This window comes from Halomonas ventosae (assembly GCF_004363555.1).
Classification (GTDB): domain Bacteria; phylum Pseudomonadota; class Gammaproteobacteria; order Pseudomonadales; family Halomonadaceae; genus Halomonas; species Halomonas ventosae.
In genome coordinates this window covers 73,381-99,460 of sequence record NZ_SNZJ01000007.1, presented here as the reverse complement: position 1 = coordinate 99,460, position 26,080 = coordinate 73,381, and the positions used below count along the sequence as shown (strand labels likewise).

At 70.2% G+C, this 26,080-nt stretch carries 20 protein-coding genes; 4 read left to right on the top strand and 16 right to left on the bottom strand.

The genetic code is table 11. The features are described from left to right. Positions 1-46: 46 nt before the first annotated feature. The 6 genes from glrR to DFP85_RS07755 form a co-directional block, all read right to left on the bottom strand. Positions 47-1,441 carry a two-component system response regulator GlrR gene (glrR, locus tag DFP85_RS07780; protein WP_133635735.1) on the bottom strand — a complete coding sequence of 465 codons (1,395 nt, stop codon included), beginning with the start codon at positions 1,439-1,441 and terminating at the stop codon, positions 47-49. A 15-nt stretch (positions 1,442-1,456) separates the two neighbouring features. Then, positions 1,457-2,032: a hypothetical protein gene (locus DFP85_RS07775; RefSeq protein ID WP_133635734.1), complete on the bottom strand. Its 576-nt coding sequence runs from the start codon at positions 2,030-2,032 to the stop codon at positions 1,457-1,459. Next, entirely contained in the window at positions 2,029-3,534 is a 1,506-nt protein-coding gene (locus DFP85_RS07770; protein WP_133635733.1) for a sensor histidine kinase, read from the bottom strand. Before DFP85_RS07770 ends, DFP85_RS07775 begins: the two co-directional genes overlap by 4 nt. A gap of 852 nt (positions 3,535-4,386) precedes the next feature. Beyond that, positions 4,387-5,700: an amino-acid N-acetyltransferase gene (argA, locus tag DFP85_RS07765; protein WP_133635732.1), complete on the bottom strand. Its 1,314-nt coding sequence runs from the start codon at positions 5,698-5,700 to the stop codon at positions 4,387-4,389. A 175-nt stretch (positions 5,701-5,875) separates the two neighbouring features. After that, positions 5,876-7,141, bottom strand: coding sequence for an inorganic phosphate transporter (locus DFP85_RS07760; protein WP_133635731.1), 1,266 nt, complete (start codon positions 7,139-7,141; stop codon positions 5,876-5,878). Between the two features lie 73 nt (positions 7,142-7,214). Continuing rightward, a complete protein-coding gene (locus DFP85_RS07755; protein ID WP_106230474.1) occupies positions 7,215-7,895 on the bottom strand; it encodes a TIGR00153 family protein in 681 nt (226 codons plus the stop codon). Positions 7,896-7,999: 104 nt separating this feature from the next. On the opposite strand from DFP85_RS07755, the gene DFP85_RS07750 reads away from it, so the two are divergent. Continuing rightward, positions 8,000-8,884, top strand: coding sequence for a CYTH domain-containing protein (locus DFP85_RS07750; protein ID WP_133635730.1), 885 nt, complete (start codon positions 8,000-8,002; stop codon positions 8,882-8,884). A gap of 29 nt (positions 8,885-8,913) precedes the next feature. Next, on the top strand, positions 8,914-9,846 hold the full coding sequence (locus DFP85_RS07745; protein WP_133635729.1) for an ion transporter: 933 nt from the start codon (positions 8,914-8,916) through the stop codon (positions 9,844-9,846). A gap of 18 nt (positions 9,847-9,864) precedes the next feature. On the opposite strand, the gene DFP85_RS07740 is transcribed toward DFP85_RS07745, so the two are convergent. Continuing rightward, complete coding sequence (locus tag DFP85_RS07740) at positions 9,865-10,488, bottom strand: L-threonylcarbamoyladenylate synthase (RefSeq protein WP_133635728.1); 624 nt, start codon at positions 10,486-10,488, stop codon at positions 9,865-9,867. A gap of 70 nt (positions 10,489-10,558) precedes the next feature. Then, positions 10,559-11,461, bottom strand: coding sequence for a PHP domain-containing protein (locus DFP85_RS07735; RefSeq protein WP_133635727.1), 903 nt, complete (start codon positions 11,459-11,461; stop codon positions 10,559-10,561). Between the two features lie 121 nt (positions 11,462-11,582). On the opposite strand from DFP85_RS07735, the gene DFP85_RS07730 reads away from it, so the two are divergent. Beyond that, on the top strand, positions 11,583-11,882 hold the full coding sequence (locus tag DFP85_RS07730; RefSeq protein ID WP_106230478.1) for a YciI family protein: 300 nt from the start codon (positions 11,583-11,585) through the stop codon (positions 11,880-11,882). Between the two features lie 179 nt (positions 11,883-12,061). Continuing rightward, positions 12,062-14,116 (top strand): bifunctional tRNA (5-methylaminomethyl-2-thiouridine)(34)-methyltransferase MnmC2/FAD-dependent 5-carboxymethylaminomethyl-2-thiouridine(34) oxidoreductase MnmC1, encoded by a 2,055-nt coding sequence (mnmC, locus tag DFP85_RS07725; protein ID WP_133635726.1) that lies wholly within the window; start codon positions 12,062-12,064, stop codon positions 14,114-14,116. 8 nt (positions 14,117-14,124) lie between these two features. Here the strand turns inward: mnmC and DFP85_RS07720 are convergent, their stop codons facing one another. The 8 genes from DFP85_RS07720 to DFP85_RS07685 all read right to left on the bottom strand — a co-directional run bounded on the left by DFP85_RS07720 (position 14,125) and on the right by DFP85_RS07685 (position 26,075). Then, on the bottom strand, positions 14,125-14,397 hold the full coding sequence (locus tag DFP85_RS07720; protein WP_133635725.1) for a YheU family protein: 273 nt from the start codon (positions 14,395-14,397) through the stop codon (positions 14,125-14,127). After that, positions 14,394-16,439, bottom strand: coding sequence for an NAD-dependent DNA ligase LigA (gene ligA, locus DFP85_RS07715; protein ID WP_133635724.1), 2,046 nt, complete (start codon positions 16,437-16,439; stop codon positions 14,394-14,396). Before ligA ends, DFP85_RS07720 begins: the two co-directional genes overlap by 4 nt. Before the next feature lie 124 nt (positions 16,440-16,563). Beyond that, on the bottom strand, positions 16,564-18,135 hold the full coding sequence (gene zipA, locus DFP85_RS07710; protein WP_133635723.1) for a cell division protein ZipA: 1,572 nt from the start codon (positions 18,133-18,135) through the stop codon (positions 16,564-16,566). Between the two features lie 226 nt (positions 18,136-18,361). Further along, positions 18,362-21,856 (bottom strand): chromosome segregation protein SMC, encoded by a 3,495-nt coding sequence (smc, locus tag DFP85_RS07705; protein WP_133635722.1) that lies wholly within the window; start codon positions 21,854-21,856, stop codon positions 18,362-18,364. Positions 21,857-21,860: 4 nt separating this feature from the next. Further along, the gene (gene ccmI / locus DFP85_RS07700; protein WP_133635721.1) at positions 21,861-23,105 is read right to left on the bottom strand and encodes a c-type cytochrome biogenesis protein CcmI; all 1,245 of its coding nucleotides are present in this window, start codon (positions 23,103-23,105) and stop codon (positions 21,861-21,863) included. Next, complete coding sequence (locus DFP85_RS07695) at positions 23,102-23,569, bottom strand: cytochrome c-type biogenesis protein (protein ID WP_133635720.1); 468 nt, start codon at positions 23,567-23,569, stop codon at positions 23,102-23,104. Before DFP85_RS07695 ends, ccmI begins: the two co-directional genes overlap by 4 nt. Next, positions 23,560-24,087: a DsbE family thiol:disulfide interchange protein gene (locus DFP85_RS07690; RefSeq protein WP_133635719.1), complete on the bottom strand. Its 528-nt coding sequence runs from the start codon at positions 24,085-24,087 to the stop codon at positions 23,560-23,562. The genes DFP85_RS07695 and DFP85_RS07690 overlap by 10 nt, the downstream gene beginning before the upstream one ends. Continuing rightward, on the bottom strand, positions 24,084-26,075 hold the full coding sequence (locus DFP85_RS07685; protein WP_166644622.1) for a heme lyase CcmF/NrfE family subunit: 1,992 nt from the start codon (positions 26,073-26,075) through the stop codon (positions 24,084-24,086). The genes DFP85_RS07690 and DFP85_RS07685 overlap by 4 nt, the downstream gene beginning before the upstream one ends. Between the last annotated feature and the right edge of the window lie 5 nt (positions 26,076-26,080).

The window sequence follows — 26,080 nt, the reverse complement described above, 5'->3', positions numbered from 1 at the left end:
GCCCCGGCAGGGGGTCTTGCGTTGGGGGCGTGTTTTCGGACGAAACCTAGTGGTGCTCGGCCTGACGGGCGGCCGGCTTGAAGGCACTCGGCTCGAGTTCATGGCGGGCCAGCAGCTTGTAGAAGTCGGTGCGGTTGCGCCCGGCGATGCGCGCCGCCTGGGTGACGTTGCCCTCGGTGATCTTGAGCACCTTGACCAGGTAGCTGCGCTCGAAGCCGGCGCGGGCATCGTTGAAGGTCGGCAGGGCGTTGTCCTCGGCGGCCAGCGCCTGGGCCACCAGGCCCTCCGGGATCATCGGCGAGGTGGTCAGGGCCACGCACTGCTCCACCACGTTGACCAGCTGGCGCACGTTGCCGGGCCAGGCCGAGGCGGCCAGCAGGTTGAGCGCCTCCGGGGAGAAGCCCTTGACGAAGGGCTTGTGGCGGGCGGCGGCCTGGGCGACCAGGTGCTTGGCGAGCAGCGGGACGTCCTCGGCGCGTTCCTTGAGCGGCGGCAGCCGCAGGTTCACCACGTTGAGGCGGTAGTAGAGGTCCTCGCGGAACTCCCCCTCGTGCATGGCGCGGTCGAGGTCGCGGTGGGTGGCCGAGATGATGCGCACGTCGATGGGGAGCGAGGTGGTGGAGCCGAGCGGGCGGATCTGGCGCTCCTGCAGGGCGCGCAACAGCTTGACCTGCAGCGTCAGCGGCATGTCGCCGATCTCGTCGAGGAACAGGGTGCCGCCATCGGCCGCCTGGAAGAGGCCGCGGTGCTCGCTCACCGCCCCGGTGAAGGCGCCCCGGGCGTGGCCGAAGAGTTCGCTCTCCAGCAGCTGCTCGGGCAGCGCGCCGCAGTTGATCGCCACGAAGGGCTTGTCGGCCCGCGGGCTGGCCTTGTGGATGGCGCCGGCCAGCAGCTCCTTGCCCGACCCCGAGGCGCCGGTGATCAGCACGCTGACGTCGGAGGCGGCCACCATGCGGGCCTGCTCGAGGATGCGCTCCATCTCGGGGCTGCGGGTGATGATCGCTTCGCGCCAGCGGTCGTCGCCGTCGGTGGCGGAGGTAGAGGTCTGGGCCAGGGCATCGTCGAGGGCGTTGAAGAGCTCGTCGCGATCCACCGGCTTGGTGAGGAAGCTGAACACCCCCTGGCGGGTAGCGCTCACGGCATCGGGAATCGAGCCGTGGGCGGTGAGAATGATCACCGGCAGGCCCGGCACCCGGCGCTGGAGCTCCTGGAACAGCGCCAGGCCGTCCATCTCGTCCATGCGCAGGTCCGACAGCACCAGGTCGGGGCGTGCGACCTCCAGCCGCTTGAGGGCCTCGCGGCCGCTCTCCGCGGTGGTGACACGGTAGCCGCGGCTCTCGAGCCGCATGCCCAGCAGCTTCAACAGGCTGACGTCGTCATCCACCAGCAGGATGTGTGCGCCGTGGTCACCGGCGTTGGGCAGGCGTCCGGTCTGCTTCATGTCGTCTCTCCCGGTTCATTCATTCTGCTGTCGCAGATTGATGCTCTGTTCGATGGCGGTGAGCTGCTCGAGCTTCTCGGCCATGGCCTCGAGCTCCTCGGTGAGGGCCTCGTTCTCCTCCACGATGGCCTGGTGCTCGCCCTGGCTCTCGGCCAGCTGGCCGGCCAGGCGGCGACGCCCCTCCAGCTCGTTGAGCCAGTAGCGCAGCAGCGGCTGCAGCTCGGTTGGCGCCCCGGCCAGGTGGGCCTTGTAGAGCTCCGAGGCGCGGTTCCACTGCTGCACGTCGCCCCAGGCGAGCAGCACGGCCCGGGCCAGGCGACGCTCGGTGCTCTCGCCGCCCAGGCGCGTCAGGGTGGCCTCGCGCCACACCCGGTCGCCGCGTTGTGAGGCCAGGCCGAAGGCGATCCAGTCGTCGAGCAGGCAGGGCAGGTTGTCGAAGTCGGGCAGTTCGGCATGGCAGAACGCCGACCCGGCGGTAGGGCTCTGGATGGGCGAAGGGCCGGAAGGCGACGACTGCAACTGCTCGGGCAGGTACTGACAGCCGGCCAGCCAGGCCGTGGCCAGGCACAGGAGCCAGGGGCGTGCGGTCATGGAGTATCGTTCCTTGAGTGAGCGCTCGCCAGGGCGAGCGTCGGGTGATCGTGATCCGGTTCGGCCACCGGCACCTGCCGAGGCAGGGTCAGGCGAAAGCACACCGCCAGCCGGGCATCGTCCACCAGCGCCAGGCTGCCATGCTGGAGCCGGGCACAGTCGGCGGCCACCGAGAGACCGATGCCGGAGCCCTTGAGCGGCCCCTTGCGGCGAACGCTGCCCTGGAAGAAGGCCTCGAAGAGCCGCTCGCGATCCGCTTCGGCGATCGGCTCGCCGCTGTTGGCCACCTCGATGACCAGCCGGTCGCGCAGCGGCCGGGCACGGATCTCCAGCACACCGCCATCCTCGCCATAGGCGACGGCATTGGAGATCAGGTTGTCGAGGACCCGGGCCGTGGCGGTGCGGTCGAGCTCCCAGGCCAGGGGGCCATCGAAGCAGCTGACGCGCATCTCCTTGTTGTCGAGTGCCAGGCGGTGCTTGGCCAGCACCTCCTTGGCCACGGTGGCGACGTCCAGCCGCTCGATGTCGAGCTGGCGGTTGTGCTGGAGCAGATTGTAGTCGAGCAGCTGCTCGATCAGCTGCTGGAGCTCCCGCCCGCTGGCATCGATCAGGTCGAGGATCTCGCGCTGGCGCGGCGTGACCTCGCCGGCCACGCCGTCGGCGAGCAGCGACGAGCCCTCGCGCACGCTGGCCAGCGGCGTCTTGAGCTCGTGGGACATGTGGCGCAGGAACTGCTGCTTCTGGGCCTCCAGCTCGTCGAGCCGCGAGGCCAGCCAGTCCAGCCGCTCGTCCAGGGTCACCAGTTCCGAGGGGCCCTTGAGCGGCGGCGGCTTCTGCGCCGGGTCGCCGCCCACGCTGCCGATCCCCAGGATGCGGCGCTCGAGCTGGCGGATCGGGTGGATGATCAGCCGGGTGAACAGCAGCATCAGCACCAGGCTCGCCGAGACCAGGGCCGCGGTCTGCCACCAGAGGCGCACCTGCACGCCCTCGGCGCGGGCACGGATGCCCTCGATGCGCTCGTCGATGCGACGGTTGGTGGCGCGGCGCATCGCCTCGGTGTGCTGGGCGAAGGGCAGGAAGTCGGAGAGCCGGGCGGTGAACTCCTCGAGCGGCAGCTCGGGCAGCTCGGCGAGGTCGTCGAGCTCCTCCTCCAGCGCCGCCACATCGGGATCATCGGGCAGCAGCCGACTCTGCTGGGCCAGCAGCTCACGGAACTCCGCGAGACGGTCGTCGAAGATCTCCAGCAGGCTCTCTTCCTCGACCACGGCATACTGGCGGGCACCGCGCTCCATCTCCAGCGCCAGGGCACCCAGCGAACGGGCACGCCGGGTCTCCTCCACCGCCTGGCGGGCACTGACATCGGCCAGTCGGGAAAGCTCGGAGAGGGCCTGGCCGGCCTGGATCATCAGGACGGCCAGCGGCAGCATCACCACCAGGAAGGCCAGCAGCACCAGCTGCAACAGCGAGCGCGGCCTCCAGCGACGCGTAACGGCTGAGGTCATGGACAGTGTTCTTTGCAGAAGGGTAACGGAAACCACCATCGTCCATCCCTAAGGATACCAGAGTTCAGCCGAGCGCCCCGCGGCCAATCGGCGCAACCCCACCGGCTAGAACGCGAAGGGAAAAAAAAGGGCCGGCAGAGCCGGCCCAATACGCAGGGAACTGAAGGGTCCGGACATCCGATCAATCGACGGCCTGGTCCGTCCATTGCCCGAATGTCCATGGGCCGGGGAGGCCCCGAAGCCATGAGGTGCCATCTGCCACCAGGGGCTGGTCATCCTCATGCGGGTGGCACGCCATCGCGTGGCGCACCGCCCTGCTCCGTTCCTGGCAGCACCGCCTCGGCCGAAGGCCGACGGCGATGCTGCGCGATTCGATCCCCCGTTCGGGGGAGAGGCATCCATGCCAGGGCATCCTTGCCCTCTCGATACCGATCCTTGCCTGGCGGCGGTACCGTCTCATCGCAACCTAAAGTCACACATCGCTTGGAGCAGACACTGGCCGCCTCGGGGAGCGGGAGCACAAGGCAGTGATGGCCCGCCTCCCTTCGGCGACCGGGAAACGGTTCGAGCCGAATGAACCGTTTTCCCTTGCTCGCCCTGACTATTGCCAACGGCGTGCCAGGAATCCCACTATCCGTTCAATATCAGTTAGTTAAAATTGAAAAGAAAGGGGCCAGGCGGGAAACGGCCGGCCTAGCCGCCAATAGGCGGGGGAAATGGCGGGATTTTCGTCGCCAGATGGCGACGCCTTTCTGACGCTTAAATGAAAAGGCTCTATTTTCAGCCACTTGTCGCGTCTCACAATGGCGACGCCGGATGGCCCGGCGACGCCTCATGGCGACAGCGCGCCCCTCAGGCGAGGGTCTTGACCAGGATCTTGGACTTGCGCGCGTGGTTGTAGGTGTCGCGACGCAGCGGCGGCAAGACCTCGATGCCGGCCAGGCGGAAGCCGTGCTCGAAGAACCAGTGGGTGGTGTGGGTGGTCAGGGCGAACAGCGCCGAGAGCCCCAGTCGGCGGGCCCGCCGCTCGATCTCGGCGAGCAGCAGCTCGCCCCGCGCGCCACCCCGATAGTCGTCGTGGACCGCCACGCAGGCCAGCTCCCCCATGGTGGCCTCACCGAAGGTATGCAGGGCGGCGCAGCCGATGATCATGCCGTCGCGCTCGATCACCTGGTAGTCGTCGATCTCGTACTCCAGCCGCTCCCGGGAACGCGGCACCAGCATGCCCCGCCGTTCGAGCGGTTCGAGAAGCTCGAGCAGGCCGCCGATGTCGCCGAGTTCCGCCGCACGCAGCTGTTCGTAGCGATGCTCGGTGATCATGGTGCCCACGCCGTCGCGGGTGAACAGCTCGCCCAGCAGAGCGTCGTGGTCGTGCCAGGAGAGCAGGTGGGTGCGGGCCACGCCGTGCCGCGCGGCAGCACAGGCCGCCCCGAGGTGACGGGCCAGCTCGCTGGCGGGGGCGGCCTGCCGGAGCAGCGGCTCGGCCTCCCCCGGGGTCAGCTGGCGCTGCAGCTGGCCGCTGCGATCGAAGAGCCCACTGGCTTCACCGAGCAGGATCAGCTTGTCGGCGCTGAGCGCGGTGGCGGCGTGGCGGGCCACCTCGGCGGCATCCAGGTCGAAGACCTCGCCGGTGCTGGAGAAGCCCAGCGGCGGCAGTACCACCAGCGACCCGCGCTCGAGCAGTCCCTCAATGGCCTGCGCCCGCACCCGGCGCACCTCGCCGCTGTGGTCGAAGTCGACACCCTCGCGCACGCCCAGTGGCTTGGCCATCACCAGGTTGCCGGAGACCACGGTCATCTCGATGCCATGCAGCGGGGTGTTGGGTAGCCCCGGGGAGAGCCGCGCCTCCAGCCACAGCCGCTGCTCGGCGGCGATGCGCTCGACCCTCTCCATGATCGCCTCGTCGGCCACCCAGCGCCCCTGGTGGCGCCGGGGCGTGATGCCCGCCTCATCCAGGGCCTGCTGCACCTGGGGCCGGATACCGAACACCACAACCAGCCGCACGCCCAGGGTGTGCAGCAGCGCCAGGTCCTGGACCAGCTGCTCCCCTCGCCCGCTGGCCATCGCCTCGCCCTCGATCAGGATCACGAAGGTACGCCCGCGGTGGGCATTGATGTAGGGGGAGGAATTGCGGAACCAGTCGACGAAGGGGAAACGAGTATCCAAGGCCGCACTCCGGCAGCAGGTGAACGAAGGGGGAGTCGATAGCCACTATATCAGAGCGACGAAAACGGCGGCACCGGTCAGCTGCAAGCCGCAGCATGGAATCAGCCGCAACAAAAGAAACCCCGAGGGCCTCGGCCGTCGGGGTTTCTTGTCGCTCGGCCTTGTCGCTCGGCGCTTAACCGAACATGCCCTTGAAGGTGAAGAAGAAGAAGATGGCAAGGCCGGCCCCGGCGGGCAGGGTGATCAGCCAGGACATGGCAATGGTGCCGATGACCCGCAGGTTGAGCGCCGCCATGCCACGGGCCAGGCCCACGCCCAGCACCGCCCCGACCAGGGTATGGGTGGTGGAGATCGGCAGGCCGGTGCCCGAGGCGAGCACCACGGTCACGGCGGCCGCCAGGGTGGCGGCGAAGCCGCGGCTCGGGGTGAGCTCGGTGATGCCGGTGCCCACGGTAGCGATCACCTTGTGGCCGTAGGTGACCAGGCCGACGACGATGCCGCCGCCGCCCAGCACCAGCACCCACCACGGCACCAGGGCCGCGCCCTCGATCTCGCCGCCGGTCTGCACCACGCTGATCACCGCCGCCAGCGGGCCCACGGCGTTGGCCACGTCGTTGGAGCCGTGGGCGAAGGCCATGGCACAGGCGGTAAAGATCATCAGCACGCCGAAGACGCGCTCCACGCCCGAGAAGCCGAACTGGTCGGACTGGCGGCTCGACGCCTTGACGCGACGCTCCATGACCACGCCGAGCCCCGCGATCAGCAGGCCGGCGAGGATGGCGAGCAGCAGGCTGGCGCCGAAGCCGAGGTCCAGGCCGACGTGCTTGAGGCCCTTGGTGAGGGTCACCATGGTCACCGCGAAGCCCACCAGGAAGATGTACATGGGCACGTAGCGCTTGGCCGCGGCGAAGGGGTCGCGGGCCTCGAAGATCAGGTGCTGCACCGACTTGAAGAGGGTGAAGGCGATGGTGCCGGACAGCAGCGGCGAGACCACCCAGCTAGCGGCGATGGTACCCACCGCGGCCCAGTCCACGGCGGCCGCGCCGAGGCCCGCCACCGCGAAGCCGACGATGGCACCGACGATGGAGTGGGTGGTGGAGACCGGCCAGCCCTTCATGGAGGCGACCAGCAGCCAGGTGGCCGCCGCCAGCAGTGCCGCGAGCATGCCGTAGACCAGCAGCTGCGGGTCCTCCTGCAGCAGTTCGGGGTCGATGATCCCCTTGCGGATGGTGTTGGTGACCTCGCCGCCGGCCAGCCAGGCGCCGAGGAACTCGAAGATCACGGCGATGATGATCGCCTGCTTGATGGTGATGGCCCGCGAGCCCACCGAGGTGCCCATGGCGTTGGCCACGTCGTTGGCCCCGACGCCCCAGGCCATGAAGAAGCCGAAGAGACAGGCGAGGATGATGAAGATCTCACCGTGCTGCGCAATGATCGACATAGGGAGGGTTCCCTTGTTGCGGTCAGAAGAAGGTCGACACGAGGCGGCCCCGGGATCGCCGGGGCCGCGGTATTCAGTTGGCCGTCATGATCTGCAGGCGGCTGCCGACGCGCTCGGCGCGGTCGGAGAGTTCGCCCACCCAGTCGATGATCTTGTAGAGGAACATCACGTCCACCGGGGGCAGGCGGTCCTCCAGCTCGAAGAGCTGGCGACGGATGGCCACCTGCTGGCTGTCGGCCTGCTGCTCGAGCACGTGCAGCTCGCGGATCAGCTTCTGCATCACATCGGAGACGTTGCGGCCGAAGCCGGACTCGAGCAGGTCCTTGAGCTCCTCCAGGGCATGGCGTGCCTGGGCCACGCAGGCCACCGAGGTGCGCATGTAGTCGCGCATCGGCTGGGCCAGCTCCTGGGGCATCTGCATCCGGCGTCCCAGCATGATGCCGGTGATGTCGCGGACCTTGTTGGCGATCTTGTCCTGGACGCTGATCAGGTCGAGCAGGTCGGAGCGCGACACCGGCAGGAACATGGTATTGGGCAGGTTGAGGCGCAGGTCGGTCTTGAGCTCGTCGGCCTCGTGCTCGAGTCGGGTGATGGTCTCGCGATGCTGGGCGGCGGTGTCCCAGTCGCCCACGAGGGAGGCCTCGAAGAAGGGCAGCAGCTCGTCGGCGCACTCATTGGCCTTGACGATATGGGCCAGCAGCGGATGGAATGGCGAGCGACCGAACATCGCGGAGAAGGGATTGGATGTCACCATGGGGCATCTGTGAACCTGGAAAATGGCGGCGTCAGTATAGTGACTGACACTGTCACCGTCATGAAAAAATCATCCAATATTCATCAAACCGAGGTGGCGCCCCGATGGCAGACGAGATCGAACTCAAGCTGGCCCTGGGGGCCGAGGCGCCCGAGGCCCTGCGACGCCACCCCCGCCTGGCCGGCCTGGTACCCACGCTCACGCGCCTGGGCAATACCTACTACGACACCCCCGAGGGCGAGCTGGAGGGCGCGCGCATGGCGTTGCGCCTGCGCCGCGCCGGCGACCGCCTGCTGCAGACCTTGAAGACCCGCGGCCAGGGCGGTGGCGGCCTCTCGACCCGCGGCGAGTGGGAGTGGGAGGTGCCGGGCCCGGGGCTCGACCTCGCCGGGCTGGCCACCCTGCCGCCCATGGCCGAGCGTGACCCGGCCCTGCTCGAGCGCCTGGTGCCACGCTTTGCCACCGACTTCATGCGCGAGACCTGGTGGCTGGAGGAGGACGGGCTGAGCGTGGAACTGGCCCTGGACCTGGGCGAGATCCGCGCGGGGGAGCAGGCGGTGGCGATCCGCGAACTGGAGCTTGAGCTCAAGGCAGGCGAGCCGGCGGCGCTATGGTCGCTGGCCGAGACGCTGGCCGAAGACGTGGCGCTGCGCCCCTCGGACACCAGCAAGGCGGCCCGCGGCGGGGCATTGCTCGGCGGCGGCTGGACCCTGCCCGAGGGCACCCCCCCGGCGGCCTGGCTGCATCGCGCCAGCGTGGCGCTGGATGCCCTGGCCGATACCGGACAGCCGGCCTGGCGGGACGAGGCGCGCGAGGCCTTCCAACGCCTGGCCGACCCGGGCGATGATGCCCGCGACGATGATTCACTGCGCGACGACGCCCGCGCCCTCGCCGAGGCGCTGGAGACCGAGGCCTGGCTGACCCCGGCCTTCGGTCGCCGGATGCTGCGGCTGGCCCGCCGGCTGCCCGGCGACGTCGACCTGGCCTGACCGGCCCCGGCCACCACAAGGACGCCCCCGTGAACCACCTCCCCAAGCCCGCCGGCGAAGGCCTGCGCACCCGGGTCTTCCAGATCATCTTCGAGTCCGACACCCCGCTGGCCAAGGGCTTCGACATCGCCCTGATCGTGGCGATACTGGCCAGCGTGCTGGTGGTGATGCTGGAGAGCATCGAGAGCCTGCGCGCCGACTACGGCACCCTCTTCTTCTGGCTGGAGTGGGGCTTCACCATCGCCTTCACTCTGGAGCTGGCGGTACGCCTCTACTGTCTGGAGCGCCCGCTGCAATACCTGAAGAGCTTCTACGGGATCGTCGACCTGATCGCCATCCTGCCCACCTGGCTGACGCTGATCCTGCCCGGCGCCCAGACCCTGGTGATGGTGCGCCTGCTGCGCACCCTGCGCATCTTCCGGGTGCTGCGCCTGATGGAGTTCGTCGGCGAGGGACGGCTGCTGGTGGGGGCACTGAAGCGCAGCAGCCACCAGATCTTCCTGTTCCTGTTCACCGTCTTCATGCTGGTGTCGATCTTCGCCTCGATCGTCTACCTGATCGAACCCCGTGAGGCCGGCTTCACCAGCATCCCCATGGCGATCTACTGGGCCATCGTCACCCTCACCACGGTGGGCTTCGGCGATATCGTGCCGGTGACCCCGCTGGGCCAGGCGATCTCGGTGATGGTGATGCTGATCGGCTACTCGATCATCGCCGTGCCCACCGGGGTCTTCTCGGCCGAGGTGATCCGCTCGATCCGCGCCGACCGCTACTCCGACGAGGCCTGCCCGGGGTGCGGCCACGACCGCCACGAACAGCGCGCCAAGTACTGCCTGCGGTGCGGTACCTGGCTGGACGAGAACTCCCCCGACCCGCGCCTGCCCGAGGAGGAGCAGGAGGCCTGGTGGCACGAACATGGCGGCGAGGAGGAAGACGATGGAGGGTCGCCGCCGGCCCAGTGAGCCGGCGGCGGGCAGGGATCAGAGCTGGAAGGGGGTGATATCGCCACGCCCCTCGCGGACGATCCTCGGCGGCAGGTCGCGCAGGTCGATCACGCTGGTGGCGTCCAGGTGGCAGGCGCCGCCATCGATCACCAGGTCGAGGTGGGCCCCGAAACGCTCGCGGATCTCCTCGGCGTCGGTCATCGGCAGCTCCTCGCCGACCGGGATCAGGGTGACACTCATCAGCGGCTCGCCCAGGGCGGCGAGCAGCGCCCGGGTGATGGCATGGTCGGGCACGCGCACGCCGATGGAGCGGCGCTTGGGGTGGAGCAGCAGCCGCGGCACCTCGCTGGTGGCGTCCAGGATGAAGGTATAGGCCCCCGGGGTGTGAGCCTTGAGCAGCCGGAAGACGTCGTTGTCCACCTTGGCGTAGGTGCCGATCTCGGAGAGGTCGGAGCAGACCAGGGTGAAGTTGTGCTTGTCATCCAGCGAGCGCAGCCACTTGATCTTCTCGATGGCCTTCTTGTCGCCCAGGTGGCAGCCCAGGGCATAGCCCGAATCCGTCGGGTAGGCGACCACGCCGCCGTTACGGATGATCTGGGTCGCCTGGTCGATCAGGCGCTTCTGGGGATTGTCGGGATGGATCTGGAAGAACTGGCTCATGCGAGCTCCCTTTTCGGTGGCCGGTGGAAGGTGTCTGTCACTATAGCGCGTCGCTGTCCCGCTCCCCGCCTCAGGCGGCCACCGGGGCGGCAAGGCCGGCCAGGCGCGGGTGGGTCCATACCGGCGGCGTGGCGGTGCGCGGCACCGGACTCATGCTGCCCGGCGCCAGGTGGCCGCCGGGGAAGTGGAAGTCGCTGCCCACCGAGCCGTAGAGGTCGCGCTCCTGCAGCTGGCGCGCCAGGTCGCGGGTCACGTCGGCATTCTGGAAGCCGCTGACCAGCTCGGCGGCCTGGCCCCCGGCGGCGGCGAAGTCGTCCAGCAGCAGGCCGCGCTTGCGCCGGGTCAGGCCGTGGCGCAGCGGGTGGGCCAGCACCGCGACCCCGCCGGCATCGAGGATCCAGCCCACCGCCGCGGAGAGAAAGGGCCAGTGGGCCTTGATGTCGCCGGCCTTGCCGTTGCCCAGGTGCTTCTTGAAGGCGGTGCCGATATCGGGCACCAGCCCCGCCGCGACCAGCGCCCGGGCGAAGTCCGGCCGGCCCAGCGGGCGCGGTGAGCCGGCCTGCTCGCGTGCCCGCGCCAGGGCATCGGTGAGCCCGACCTTCTCCATGCGCTCGGCGATCTTAAGCGCGCGGGACTCCCGGGCCTGGGCCTGGGCGGCGAGCCCGGCCACCAGGTCGCCCCGGGGCCCCTCGGGCAGCAGTCCCACCACGTGGATATTGATGCCGCGCCACTGGGTCGAGAGCTCGGTACCGGGAATCAGCCGGATCCCCTCGCGACGCGCGGCCGCCTGTGCCTCCGCGATACCGTCCATAGTGTCATGGTCGGTCAGCGCCATGTGGCTCAGCCCGCGGGCACGGCACAGCGCCACCACCTCGGCCGGCGGCAGGGCGCCGTCGGAGGCCGTGGAATGCATGTGCAGGTCTATGGTGAGGGGCTCGCCCCCGAAGCGCACGGGAAGTGCTGGCATGGGCATGACGCCGGCAGGTGACTTTGTCAGAATATCCTTCCATGTTGCGTGCCCGACCGGTGACGGTCAATGCCGGGCGCCGGTCGCACCCGCGGCGCGAGCCGCCTACCAGCGAGGAAGACCCGAGATGCTCTACGCCATCATCAGTGAAGATGTGAACAACAGCCTGGAGCGGCGGCTGGCCGCCCGTCCCGACCATGTGGCCCGCCTCGAGGCGCTGCGCGATGAGGGCCGCCTGGTGCTGGCCGGCCCCCACCCCGCCATCGACAGCAACGACCCGGGCGAGGCCGGCTTCTCCGGCAGCCTGGTGGTCGCCGAGTTCGAGGACTTGGAGAGTGCCCAGGCCTGGGCCGATGCCGACCCCTACATGATCGCTGGCGTCTATGCCCGGGCCAGCGTGAAGCCCTTCAAGAAGGTCCTGCCCTGAGCCCTGCCCCTCCGACTGTCCACAGCGGGTTTCCCACAGCTGCTGTGGACAAGTCTGTTGAAACGCCGCGGACGCCTTGCGCCATCCCGGTCGACAGGCCGCCGTGACGCGATCGATCAAATCCTGACCAGCCCGCCCCTTCGACCCCAACCCCTGGAACCCAGACCCGGAGCCCTGCCGTGACCGCTGCCCCCGATGCCCTGCCCCCGCTGTCCGGCCTGGAAAGCGCCAACCTGGCGTGGCGCCGGGAGGAAGGCGGCGAGGAGGCGCCCCACTCCATGGCCTTCGATGACGTCTACTTCTCGCGCCATGACGGCCGCGCCGAGACCGAGCATGTCTTTATCGCCGCCAACCGGCTCCCCGAGCGGTTTGCCGGCTGGCAGGAAACACGCCCCTTCGTGATCGGCGAGACGGGATTCGGCACCGGGCTCAACATGCTCTGCGCCTGGGCCTGCTTCGCTGCCCATGCCCCGCCGGCCGCCCGGCTCCACCTGGTCTCCACCGAGAAGTTCCCGCTGCGCCGCGACGACCTGGCCCGGGCGCTGTCGGCCTGGCCGGACCTGGCCGAGCGGGCCGCGCGCCTGGTCACCCAGTGGCCCCAGGCGGTGGCCGGCGTGCACCGGCTGTGGCTCGATGACCGGGTCACCCTGGACCTGCACCTCGGCGACACCGTCGAGCGGCTGGCGCTGCTCGACGGCCGGGTGGACGCCTGGTTCCTCGATGGCTTCGCCCCCGCGAAGAATCCCGAGATGTGGCGACCCGAGCTGTTCGAGGCGATGGCCGCCCGCTCGCGCCCCGGGGCGACCCTGGCCACCTTCACCTGCGCCGGGGTGGTCAAGCGGGGCCTCGCCGCCGCCGGCTTCGCCTGGCGCAAGGTGCCGGGCTTCGGGCGCAAGCGCGAGATGCTGGCCGGCGAGATCGCCGAGCCCACCACGGATCGCCGCCGCGAGCGCACGCCCTGGTTCTCGCCCCCGGCGCCGCGCCGCGCCCGCCACGTCGCGGTGATCGGCGCCGGGATCGCCGGCGCCAGTACCGCCGCTGCCCTGGCGCGGCGCGGCGTGACGGTCACCTTGATCGACCGCGAGGGACCCGGCAGCGGCGGTTCCGGCAACGCCCAGGGGGCGCTCTACGTCAAGCTCGCCGCCGACACCAATTTCCAGAGCCGGGTCTACCTCGCCGGCCTGCTGCACAGCCGACGCTGGCTCGAGGTCCTCGATCCCGCCCGGGAACTCTGGTCGCCCTGCGGCGTGCTGCAGCTGGCCACCCACGAGAAGGAGCAAGCCCGCCAGGCGCGCTTCCTGGCCCACCACACGCTGCCGGAGGGCGTGGTGCGGGGCGTGACGGCGGGCGAGGCCTCGCGGCTGGCCGGCACCCCGATCGCCCACGGCGGGCTGGAGTACCCCCAGGCGGGCTGGGTGCGGCCGGCCGCCCTCTGCGACCGGCTCGCCGCCATGCCGGGCGTCGAGCTGCGCCGCGCGGAGGTGGTCGGCATGACCCCGGACGAGCAGGGCTGGTCGCTGGCGCTGGCCGACGGCGAGTGCCTTTCCGCCGACCAGGTGGTGGTCGCCAACGCGGCACTGGCCAACCGCTTCGTGCCGACGACGCGGCTCCCGCTGCAGCCGGTGCGCGGCCAGGTCAGCCGGCTCGCCCTGCCCCGGGGCGCCCCCGCGCTGGGGCGGGTCATCTGCGCGGGCGGCTATGTGTCGCCGGCGATGGACGGCGTGCTCACCTTCGGTGCCAGCTTCGCGCCTCGCGAAACGGACACCGGAATTCGCGAGGCCGACCATGCGGCCAACCTGGCGGAGCTTGCGACCACCCTGCCCGCCTTCGTGGCCGCCCTGCGCGAGGCGGGGGCCGAGCTCGAACCCGGTCATCTGGAGGGGCGGGCCGCGGTGCGCGCCGCCAGCCCCGACAAGTCGCCCTATGCCGGCCCGGTGCCCGACGCCGAGGCCTGGCAGGCCGACTATGCGGGACTGGCCAGGGACGCCACCCGGGTGCCCGACACGCCCGGCCGGCACCATGGGGGGCTGTGGATCAGTGCCGCCCACGGCTCCCGGGGCCTGGCCAGTGCGCCGCTGTGCGCGGAGCTTCTCGCATCACGGATCTGCGACGAGCCGCTGCCGCTGGAACAGCCGCTGGTGGACCACCTGCACCCGGGCCGAAGAATCATCCGCGACCTGATACAAGGGAAGCATGAATCAGCATCAGCGAGAGGCGCCGGGAACAGCTCGTAGAGGGGAGGCTACCCCTCCTCCTCGTCGTCGGCCAGGTCGCGGCCGAAGGCGCGCCACTGGGCCAGGGTCATCACCTCGGTGGTCTCGGTCCTGAGGTCATGAGCGATCAGCAGCTCGCCGCGCTCGAGCTGGGCCTTGAGCTGGGCCACCCAGCCGCGCATGCCCTCGCCGGTGTCGGTGGTGTCGTAGCCCTGGCGGGTGACGAAGGCCTCCAGCAGGGCGTCCAGTGTCTCGCCCGGCAGCATGCGGTAGGGCACCTCGATGAAACGGTCGCCGTTCATGCGTCGGTCTCCCCCTTTTCCCAGACGGCCAGCCGTTCGAGCAAGGCGGCCTCGTCGATGACCTCGACCCCCATCTGCTCGGCCTTCTCCAGCTTGCTGCCGGCGGCCTCGCCGGCCACCACGCAGGCGGTCTTGCGGGAGACGCTGCCGGCGACCTTGGCCCCCAGGGCCTGGAGTCGCGCCTTGCCCTCGTCGCGGGTCATGCTCTCCAGGGTGCCGGTGAGCACCCAGCTCTGGCCGGCCAGCGGCTGGGGGCGCTCGCCGACCTCCTCCTCGTCCCAGCTCAGCCCGCAGGCGATCAGGTCGTCGATGGTCTCGCGGTTGTGGGGCTGGCGGAAGAAGGTATGCACGTGGGCGGCGACGACGGGCCCCACGTCCTCCACGGCCTCCAGCGCCTCGTGGTCGGCCGCCATCAGCGCCTTCAGGGTGCCGAAGTGGCGTGCCAGGTTGGCGGCCGTGGCCTCCCCCACCTCGCGGATGCCGAGCGCATAGACGAAGCGGGCAAGCGTCGTCTGCTTCGCCCTCTCGAGTGCCGCCACCAGGTTCTCGGAGGACTTCCTGCCCATGCGCGGCAGCTCGGCGAGGCGCTCGGCCTCGAGCCGGAAGAGGTCCGCCGGGGTGGTCACCCACTCACGCTCGACCAGCGCCTCGATCAACTTCTCGCCCAGGCCGTCGATGTCCAGCGCCCGGCGCGAGGCGAAGTGCTTGAGGGCCTCCTTGCGCTGGGCGGGACAGTAGAGGCCCCCGGAACAGCGCGCCACCACCTCGCCCTCCAGGTGCTCGATGTCCGAGCCACAGGCCGGACAGTGCCCGGGAAAGACGATCGCCCGCGCATCGGCCGGACGGCGCTCCTCCAGCACCCGGACCACCTGGGGAATGACGTCGCCGGCCCGACGGATCGCCACGGTATCGCCGATCATCACGCCGAGCCGGGCGATCTCGTCGGCATTGTGCAGGGTGGCATTGGAGACGGTGACCCCGGCTACCGAGACCGGCTCGAGCCGGGCCACCGGGGTGATCGCCCCGGTGCGGCCGACCTGGAACTCCACGTCGTTGAGCCGGGTGGTCTCCTCCTGGGCGGGAAACTTGAAGGCGATGGCCCAGCGCGGGGCGCGCGCCACGAAACCGAGCTCGCGCTGCAGGCGCAGGTCGTCGACCTTGATCACCACCCCGTCGATGTCGTAGCCGAGGCCGTCGCGCTTCTCGCCGAGCCGTCGGCAGTAGTCGATGATCCCTTCGGCCCCCTCGACCACCGCCAGCTCCTGGCTGGTGCGAAAGCCATACTCGCCGAGCCTGGCCATCAGCTGGCTGTGGCTGGCGTCGCCCGGCTCCGGCTCGATGCGCGCCACCTGGTAGGCACTGAACTCCAGCGGGCGCGTCGCCGTTATCCTGGGGTCGAGCTGGCGCAGGCTGCCGGCAGCGGCGTTGCGGGGGTTAGCGAACACCTTGCCGTCCGACTCCCGGGCCCGTTCGTTCAGTGTCTCGAAGCCCCGATGGCTCATGATCACCTCGCCGCGCACCTCCAGCAGGGCGGGCGGGTCGTCGCCGCGCAGCCGCAGCGGGATGGAGCGCAGGGTGCGCAGGTTGGAGGTGATGCCCTCGCCGGTGCGGCCGTCGCCGCGGGTGGCACCGCTGACCAGCATACCCTGCTCAAAGACCAGCGACACGGCGGCCCCGTCAAGCTTGGGCTCGCAGCAGAAGGCCAGCGGCTCGCCATGGGCCTCCAGGCGGTCGGCAACGCGCCTGACGAAGGCCTTGATCTCCTCCTCGCTGAAGGCATTGTCCAGGGAGAGCATGGGGACGGCATGCCGCACCTCGGGGAAGCCGGAATCGGGCGCGGCCCCCACCCGCTGGGTCGGGGAGTCGGGGGTCACCAGGTCCGGATAGGCCTTCTCGAGCTCCTGCAGGCGGCGCAGGCGGCGGTCGTAGTCAGCGTCGGTGAGCCGCGGCTCATCGAGCACATAGTAGCGGTAGTTGGCGTCGTCGAGCTCGGCACGCAGGCGCGCCACCTCGTCGAGGATCTGCGGGTCGGCTTGGGTCATGGCGTCCGTGGTCTGGTTGCGTGAAGGCTCAAGGCCGGCATGGTTGCCTAGCTTACCAAAGCAACAACCCCCGTGGGGTCAGCTCACGGGGGTTGTCGTCCGGCTTCCAGCTTCAGGCTTGCCGCTAGTTCACCTGATAGCGGTTGAGGCGATTGCGTCGCTCGAACTCCTGGACCCGCTGGCGGGCGAACTCCACGGTCTGGGCGGTCATCACGCTCTGGTTCTCGTCCTTCAGCTCGCCGCCGAGGTGGCGGACGATGACCATGGCGGTCTCGACCATCGCCTCGAAGGCGGCCGCGGTATCGCTGGCGCCCGGAAGCGGCATGAGCAGGGTGATGCCCTGGGTCTGGAAGTCGTCCATGGCCTCGATGGGGAAGGTCCCCGGCTTGACCACGTTGACCATGGAGAACTGCAGTCGGCTCTCCGGGTCCTCCGTCTCGAAGCGATGAAAGATGCCCATGTCGCGCCCGTAGCGCAGCCCGCAGGCCAGCATCAGGTCGAGCAGTGCCGTACCGGAGAAGCCCTCCTCGTCCCGTGCCATCACGCTGATGACGATGATCTCGTCGGAGTGGCTCAGGGTCTCGCGGGCATGCTCGGCGTTGACGTCGTGGCGCAGGGCCCGCTCCAGCACCGGGTGGGTGCGCACCACGTCGTCGCGCGGGGCCACGTCGTCCCTTGCGGCCTCGACCGGCGCCTGCTCGTGCGCCTGGTACTGGTCACGAGAGGGCGTGAAGAGCGGGTCGTCGTCATCGGCAGAGGCGACCGCCTCCGCCTCCAGGCGACGCCGTTCGGCCTCCTGGACGGCCTTCTCGTCCTCGGCCCGCTGGCGACGCGCCGCCTCGCGAGCCGCCTTCTCGGCGCGCTCCTGCTCGCGGCGAACCTTCTCGCTGCGCTTGTGCTCGCGCCGCTCGGCGAGACTCTTCTGCAGGGAGGCCCCGAAGCGCTGCATGGAGGAACCCACCCGCTTCGAGCCGCTCTTGAGGGAGTCGCCCATGCCCTCGAGGTCCACCAGGCGGTAGTGTTCCTCGTCGGCGTAGGTGTCGTGATCCTCGGGGTCGGCCGCCAGGGGCTGGGTGTCCCTTGACGTGGCGGACTCCATGGCCGTCTCGTCCAGGCCATCCAGGCTCGAGAGCCCTGGCTCGCGGCGCTCGTCGGCTTCGGGGTAGAGACTCGCCGCCTCCTGATCCGCCGGCTCCGGTACCGGGCCCCGGGAGGCAGGCGCCTGGGCGCTGCGCTCGGGGGCGGGGTCATGCTGTGCCCTGGGCTCGGGCTCACGGCTCAGCGGCCGGACGGTCTCCCGCGACTCGGCGGCAGGCCGGGCGACGCTCGGCTCACGCTCGCCGACCGGCCGGGGGCCCGATGCCTCGGGGCCGTCGGCATGGCGCCGGAACTCCGCCAGCACCCGCGAGGGACCGGGATGCTCCTGGCGCTGCAGCTTGGGCTTGGGTTGTACCCCCCGGTCGTCAGCCGGCCTGACGACCCGCGCCCCTCCGTTGGGCAGCTCCCAGTTGATTTCGGCCGCACGGGCCGCGGCTTCAGGGTCCTCGTCGCTCCCCGTGGGGCCACGCTCGTCACGGTCCGAGACCTGGTCGAGACGTGGAACGCGACGCTGACGCTGCAGGCGACGCACACCATCGATGACGATGAGGGTCACCAGCGCCAGCCCTAGTATGATCAGCCACTCTCTTAGTTCCATGGGTCGTCATGCCTTTTGCTAAGGCGCCATGCCTGATGGTTGTCCGTCAACAGCATAGCGCGATTGCCAAAAAAAGGGCCACTTTTTTTATTTGTCAAGCTCGGCATTTTCCTGCCGCAACCCGACTGGGCCCTTCGCAATCGCCCTTCAGGTTCCCCGTGCTTCCGTGCATTGCAGTATACATTGTCTTCCTTGTTAACCCGTTTGCCGTTCACGTTCAAGCCCGTCAGGCCTCGGCCAGGGCTGCGGCCTCCTCGACGCCGACCGACACCAGGCGTGACACCCCGGGCTCCTGCATGGTCACCCCCATCAAGCGTTCCGATGCCTCCATGGCGATCTTGTTGTGGGTGATGTAGATGAACTGGACGGTGTCGGACATCTCCTTCACCAGCTTGGCGTAGCGCCCCACATTGGCATCATCCAGCGGGGCATCCACCTCGTCGAGCATGCAGAAGGGCGCCGGATTGAGCTGGAAGATGGCAAATACCATCGACAGGGCGGTGAGGGCCTTTTCCCCACCGGACAGGAGATGAATGGTGCTGTTCTTCTTGCCGGGGGGCCGCGCCATGATGGCCACCCCCGTTTCCAGCAAATCCTCGCCGGTCAGGGTCAACCACGCGGTTCCCCCGCCGAATACCCGTGGGAAAAGTGCCTGCAGGCCGGCATTGACTCGCTCGAAGGTGTCGCGGAATCGCGTCCGGGTTTCCTGGTCAATACGCCGGATGGCCCGATCCAGAGTCTCCAGTGCCTCGGAGAGCTCGGTATGCTGGGCCTCCAGGTAGTCGCGCCGCTCGGCCTGCTGGTCGTACTCCTCGATGGCCGCCAGGTTGATGGCCCCCAGCCGGCGGACGCGCTCGCCGACCTCCTCCAGCCGGGCCTGCCAGGCGGACTCGGTGGCGTTGGGGTCAAGGGAATCGGACAAGCTCGCGGGGTCGTGGTTCAGCTCGGCGAGCTGCTCGTCCTGGGCCTCGGCCTTGAGGGAGAGCGCCTGGACCTGCATGCGCGATTCCTGGAGGCGCTCGCGGATGCCCTCGAGGCTGCGCTCGTGGCCCTGGCGGGCCTGTTCGTCCTCGCGCAGCCGCTCGACCAGCTCGGCAGCCCGGGTACGGGTCTCGTTGAGCACCCGCTCCTCGCGCTCGCGGCGCTCCAGCAGCTCGTCGAGTCGCTCGCGACGCTCCTCGTCGGGCTCATGAAGCCCCTCGCGCGCCTCCTCGAGCTCGGCGCAGCGCAACGCGAGGCGCTCCCGCGACTCGCCGGCCCGGCCCAGCTGCTCGGCCAGCCCGTTGCGTTCAGTGGCGGTGCGCTCCTGCTCCAGGGCCAGGCGCTGGACCTGCTCGGCCAGGGGGCGCTGCCGTGCCCGCAGCGCGGCCAGCGCCTCGCGGGCCTCGCGGCGCTCCCGCTCGAGCCTCTCGCGGGTCTCGGCCCCCTCCTCCAGCCGCGCCATCGCCGCCTGCCACTGCTCGCGTGACTCCTCCAGGGCCAGCAGGGCCTCCTCGCGGGACTCGGCCATGCCCTCGAGCTCCTCGGCGAGTTCGGCGGCGCGCCCCTCCAGGTGCTCGAGCCGGCTGGCCAGCCCGCTCTCCTGCACCGCCAGCTGCTGGCGTTGCTGCTCGAGCTCGCGCTCCTCGAGTCGTGCCCGCTCCAGGTCCGCCTCGGCCTGCTCGACCTTGGCCGCAGCCGCCTCGAGGTGGCGGTCCTGGTCGGCGAGGCGGGCCTCCACCTCAGCCAGCGCCTCGCGCACCTCCGCCTCGCGGCGCCGGCTGACCAGCAGGGCATCCGGGCCGTTGCCGGCGCCACGGTGGCGCACCCAGCCACGTCCCAGCCAGAGACCGTCGGGGGTAACCAGGCTCTCGCCGGCTGCCAGGCCCTCTCGGCCCGACCAGGCCGCCTCGCGGTCGGCGACGCAGCGGATGCCGGCCAGCCACTGGCCGGCCGCACCGGCGCCGCGCACCCGGGCCGCCAGGCTGTCGGCCGGGGCAGGCGACGCCTCGGCCTCGAGCAGGCCGAGCTCGGCGTCCGGCGGCGTGGCCAGGGCCTCGCGGGCCCCGGGCAGCGACACCAGTCGCGCACGCAGCCAGGGCGCCAGCACCCAGGAGACCGCCTCCTCCCAGCCGGGTTCGACTTCGAGGGCCTCGCCGAGGCGGGGCTGCTGTGCCAGGCCATGCGCGGCCAGGTGGGCATCCAGCGCCTCGTCGTGGTCGGCCAGGGCCGCCTGGATCAGCGCCTCCAGCGAGGCCAGCTCGCCCTGCAGGGTGCTGCGCCGCTGGCGCTCGGCCTCGCGGGCCGCCTCGGCCTCCCGCACCTGCTCCCGGGCGCCGTCGCGGCTGGCCTGGTGCTCGCCGCGCTGCGCCTCGAGCTCGGCCAGGCGTTCCTCGAGCTCGGCATGACGTTCGGCCAGCTCACGGCGCTGCTCACCCAGGCCGGCGATATCGGGCAGCTCCTCGTGCTGCTGGCGACGGCGGCGCTCGTCGGTGGCCAGCTGCTCGAGCCGACTCTCCAGGTCGCGAAGCCGGTCCTGGGCGCGCTCCGCCTCGCGGCTCTGTGCCTGCCAGCGCTCGCCGAAGCTCTCCCAGGCGGCGTCGGCCTCCTCGGTCCGGGGCTCGGCCTCCTCCAGGGCGGCCTCCAGCTCGGCGAGCTGCTCGGCCACCTCCTCCTGCTCCGGCCCCAGGGTCTCGAGGCGCTCGTCCAGGCGAGCCAGGCGTTCGCCGTCGTCGTCGCCGAGGCGGGCAAGCTCGGCGAGCTCGCCTCGGGCGGCCTCGAGGTCCCGGGCCAGCTGCTGGTCCCGGGCACGGGTGTGCTCCAGGTCCTGCTCCAGGCGGGCGATGGCGGTGGTGGTCTCGTAGAAGCGCGACTGCCGGCCGTCGAGCTCGGTGGCCAGGCGGTCATGCTCGGCGCGGGCCTCCTCCAGGCGGCTCTCGGCCTGGCGCATGCCCAGCACCTCGCGCTCCACGGCGGTCTCCAGCTCGCGGACGCGGGTCTCCTCCTCGGTCTGGCTGGCGCGCAGGGCGCGCCCCCGCAGCAGCGCCAGCTCGCCCTTGAGACGGTGTTCCTCCTGCTTGAGGGTCTGGTAGCGACGCGCCGCCTCGGCCTGGCGCTTGAGCCGCTCGAGCTGCTTGTCGAGCTCCTCGCGGATGTCCTCCAGGCGCTCCAGGTTCTCCTGGGTGCGCCGCATGCGGTTCTCGGTCTCGCGGCGACGCTCCTTGTACTTCGAGATGCCGGCGGCCTCCTCGAGGGTCGCGCGCAGCTCCTCGGGGCGGGCCTCGATCAGCCGCGAGATCATGCCCTGGCCGATGATGGCATAGGAGCGCGGCCCCAGGCCGGTGCCCAGGAAGAGGTCGGCGATGTCGCGGCGACGGCACTTCTGGCCGTTGAAGAAGTAGCTGGACTGGGCGTCGCGGGTGACCTGGCGCTTGACGGCGATCTCGGCGTACTGGGCATAGGCGCCGCCCATGGCGCCGTCACGGTTGTCGAAGAGCAGCTCGATGGAGGCGAGCCCCACCGGCTTGCGGCCAGTGGAGCCGTTGAAGATGACGTCGGTCATCGACTCGCCGCGCAGGGTCTTGGCCGACGACTCCCCCATCACCCAGCGCACTGCGTCGATGATGTTGGACTTGCCGCAGCCGTTGGGCCCCACGATGGCGGTCATGTTGCCGTCGAAGGGCACGCTGACCGGGTCGACGAAGGACTTGAACCCCACCAGGCGGATCGACTTCAGGCGCATGGGCTTACTCGACGACCCGGTCGATCACCACCTCGACGGGCTCGCCATCGGTCTCCCCCACCGTCGCCCCCTCGAGGGTACCGAGCAGGTCGCCGGGCTGGGGCGTGGCCTGGCCGCTCTCCGAGACACGCACCATCAGCCGCGCCTGGTCCACCTGGGAGATCCGCGCCTGGGGAGACATGGAGCGAGAGTCGTCAAGCACCACGGTCAGCGGGAGCTCGTCCAGCCGGGCCCGGGCCACGGCCAGCGGCGGCAGCTCCCCCTCGAGGTCGCGGGCCACCACGAAGACGGTGGCGCCATCGTCGAGCCGGCCGGCGAGGTCATCCGCCAGGCGAACCCGGACGGCGATGCCGGGCCCCTCGGCGACGGCCTGCTCGGACTCCTCCGGGGCAATCCCCAGGCGCTGCTGGGCGACGCGGATGCCCTGGCGCAGGGCGTCGGCGGTGTCGGGGTCATCCATGCCGGCGATGGCCCGGCGCCACCGGTCGATGGCGGTCTCGAAGTCGCCGCTCTCGAAGGCATCGATACCGAGCATGCCGAGCACCGTGGGCTGGGCGGGATCCATCTCCAGCACCTCGTCGACCAGCGCCTGGACCTCGTCGGTCATCTCGCGGCCGGCGGCGAAATAGCGGATCTGGGCCAGCTCGGCCAGCAGCCAGGGCTGGCGCCCCTCGAGCTCGATCAGTCGCTCCAGGGCGCGGGTGGCCTCGGCGATGCGTCCGCTGTCCCGGTAGAGCGGGAACAGTGCCCGCCAGACATTGGGGTTGTCGGGCTGACGGGCGGCCTGCCCCTCGAGCCGCTCGATCAGCATCGGCAGCGAGGCCTCGGAGTCGTTCATCACCTGCTGCTGGACCGTGTAGAGGGTGAGGTCGCCCTCCGCCCCCTCCTGGAGGTACCAGGCGAGGCTGGCCAGCACCACGGCCACCATCACCACCGGCACCGCCAGCTTGCCGGACGCGGCCGGCTTCAGCGGCGCGCGCTGCAGGCGCTCGGTATCCTCGAGCAGGCTACGCTCGAGCTCCAGGCGGTCCTCATCGAAGCGTGACTGGTCGATGTCGCCCCGCTCCCGGGCCGCCTCCAGCGAGGCCAGCCGACGGCGGTAGATGGCCAGGTTCTGGTCGGTCGTGCGGTCGTTGGCCTCATGGTCGCGCTGGGCGGCGCTCACGGCGGCGGCACGCCGCAGGGGAGCCACCAGCAGCCACAGGGCCGGCAGCAGCAGGACGGCAAGGGCGATCCATAGCAGGGTCATTCGGTCCTCTCGCGTTTGATCAGGGCATCCAGTCGCGCCCGCTCCTCGGCGCTCAGGTCGCGGGCCGAGGTGCGCCGACGGGCGCGCACCATGAGCACCACCACCAGGGCGCCCAGCAGCACCAGGCCGGCGGGAAGCCCCCACAGCAGCAGGGTGCGGCCCTCGAGACGCGGGTTGTAGAGCACATAGTCACCGAAGCGGTTGACCATGAAGTCGAGGATCTCCTTGTCGGAACGGCCATCCTGGAGCTGGAGATAGACCCGCTCACGCATGTCGCCGGCGATGGGCGAGTCGGAGTCGTCGATAGCCTGGTTCTCGCACTTGGGGCAGCGCAGGGTCGCGGTGAGGTCGCGGTAGCGCTGCTCGGTGACCGGGTCGTCGAACTCGCGCACCTCCACCGCCGCCTGGCCCAGGGCAGGCCAAAGCAGCAGGGCACACAGCAGCAGTCGGGTGATCAGCGCCATCTTTCCACCTCCGGCAGTATCGTCTCGCGCACGTCCTCCGGCCGGATGTAGCCGGTATGGTGATAGCGGATGATGCCCTCGCGGTCGACCAGGAAGGTCTCCGGGGCGCCGTAGACGCCCAGGTCGAAGCCCAGGCTGCCCTCGGGGTCGAAGATGTTGACCTCGAAGGGGTTGCCGAACTCGGTGAGGAACTCGCGCCCCTTCTCCCGGGTGTCCTTGTAGTCGACCCCCACCAGGCGCACGCCGCGCTCGGCGAGATCGAGCAGCTGCGGCATCTCCTGCTTGCAGGTCGGGCACCACTCGCCCCAGACGTTGACCAGGGTGACCTCGCCCTCGAGCAGCGAGGCATCCACCACCCGCTCGGGATCCTCGAGGGTGGTGAGCTCGAAGGCCGGGAACTCCCTCGCCATCAGCGCCGAGTCGCGCTCGAAGGGATTGATCGAGAGCCCCATGTAGAGGAAGGCGCCGAGCACCAGGAAGCCGGCCAGCGGCAGCAGCAGCAGCAGGCGACGCTTCATGTGGTGGCCTCCCGGGGCTCGGCGGCCACGGCGCGCTCCGGGTCGCGGGCCGTCACGGTGCGCCGGTAGCGGCGGTCCGCCACGGCCAGCACCCCGCCGGCGGCCATCAGCAGCGCCCCGAGCCACAGCCAGCGCACGAAGGGCTTGTACTGGATGCGCATCGCCCAGCTGCCGTCCTCCAGGTCCTCGCCCATGGCCACGTAGAGGTCACGGAACAGGCCGGGGCGCAGCGCGACCTGGGTCATCGGCATGCCGCGGGCGATGTAGAGGCGCTTCTCGGGGGTCATGGTGAAGCTGCGCTGGCTGTCGCCGCGTCGCACCTCGATCTCGGCGGCGTCCGCCAGGTAGTTCGGCCCCCGGCGGTTGGCGAGCTCGGTCATGGTGAAGGTGTAACCGACCACCTCGACGCTGTCGCCCACGCCCATGCGCACGTTGCGCTCGATGGCGTAGTTGGAGACCACGGTGACGCCGATGATGGTCACCGCGATGCCCAGGTGGCCGAGGATCATGCCCCAATAGGCCAGCGAGAGGCGCCGGAGGCCGGCCACGCGGCCGCCGGAGTGGCGAGACTTTGCCCAGAGGTCGCGGGCCATGGGCAGCACGATCCACAGGGCGACCACCACGCCCAGGCTCACCTTGAGGTTCCACTCGCCGCGATAGAGCAGCGGTGCGACCGCGCCGACCACCAGGGCCGCCAGGCCGGCAATCCAGCTGCGCCGGAAGAGCTCGCGGGCCGGGGTATGCTTCCAGCGCGCCAGGGGACCCAGCCCCATGAACAGGCAGAGGATCACCGTCAGCGGCACGAAGAGCGCATTGAAGTAGGGGGGGCCCACGCTGATCTTGCCCAGGTTCAGGGCGTCGAGCAGCAGCGGGTAGACCGTGCCGAGCAGTACCGTGACGGTCATGATCACCAGCAGGATGTTGTTGATCAGCAGCAGGGCGTCACGGGAGAGCCAGCTGAAGCCCACCTGGTGGCTGACGCGCGGGGCGCGCAGCGCGAACAGCAGCAGCGAGAGCCCCACGGTGATGCCCAGCAGCACCAGGATGAAGAGCCCGCGGGAGGGGTCGTTGGCGAAGGCATGTACCGAGGTGAGCACCCCAGAGCGCACCAGGAAGGTCCCCATCAGCGACAGCGAGAAGGTGGTGATCGCCAGCAGCACCGTCCAGCTCTTGAAGGCGCCGCGCTTCTCGGTCACCGCCAGGGAGTGGATCAGCGCCGTGCCGGCAAGCCACGGCAGCAGCGAGGCATTCTCGACCGGGTCCCAGAACCACCAGCCGCCCCAGCCCAGCTCGTAGTATGCCCACCAGCTGCCCAGGGCGATACCCACGGTGAGGAAGGCCCAGGCGATATTGGTCCAGGGCCGCGCCCAGCGGGTCCAGGCCGCATCCAGGCGTCCGCCCAGCAGGGCGGCGATGGCGAAGGCGAAGACCACCGAGAAGCCCACGTAGCCCATGTAGAGCATCGGCGGGTGGACGATCAGGCCGAAGTCCTGCAGCAGCGGGTTGAGGTCGGCGCCATCCTGGGGGACGTTGGGCAGCAGCCGCTCGAAGGGGTTGGAGGTGATCAGCACGAAGGCCAGGAAGCCGACGCTGACCAGCCCCATCACCCCCATCACCCGGGCCAGCATGTCGCGGGGCAGCTCCCGCGAGAAGCGGCTGACCGCGAAGCCCCAGGCGGCCAGGATCAAGCTCCACAGCAGCACCGACCCCTCGTGGTTGCCCCATACGGCGCTGGCCTTGTAGTACCAGGGCAGCATCGAGTTGGAGTTGTTGGCCACGTTGGCCACGCTGAAGTCGTCCAGCAGGTAGCTGGCGGTCAGGCAGGCGTAGGCGATGGCCAGGAAGAGGAACTGGCCGGTGGCCATGGGACGCGCGTAGGCCATCCACAGCGGGCGGCGGGTGGCCGCCCCGGCGAGCGGCATCACCCCCTGGACCAGCGCCATCAGCAGCGCAATGATCAGGGCGTAGTGGCCGATTTCGGGGATCATCAGGG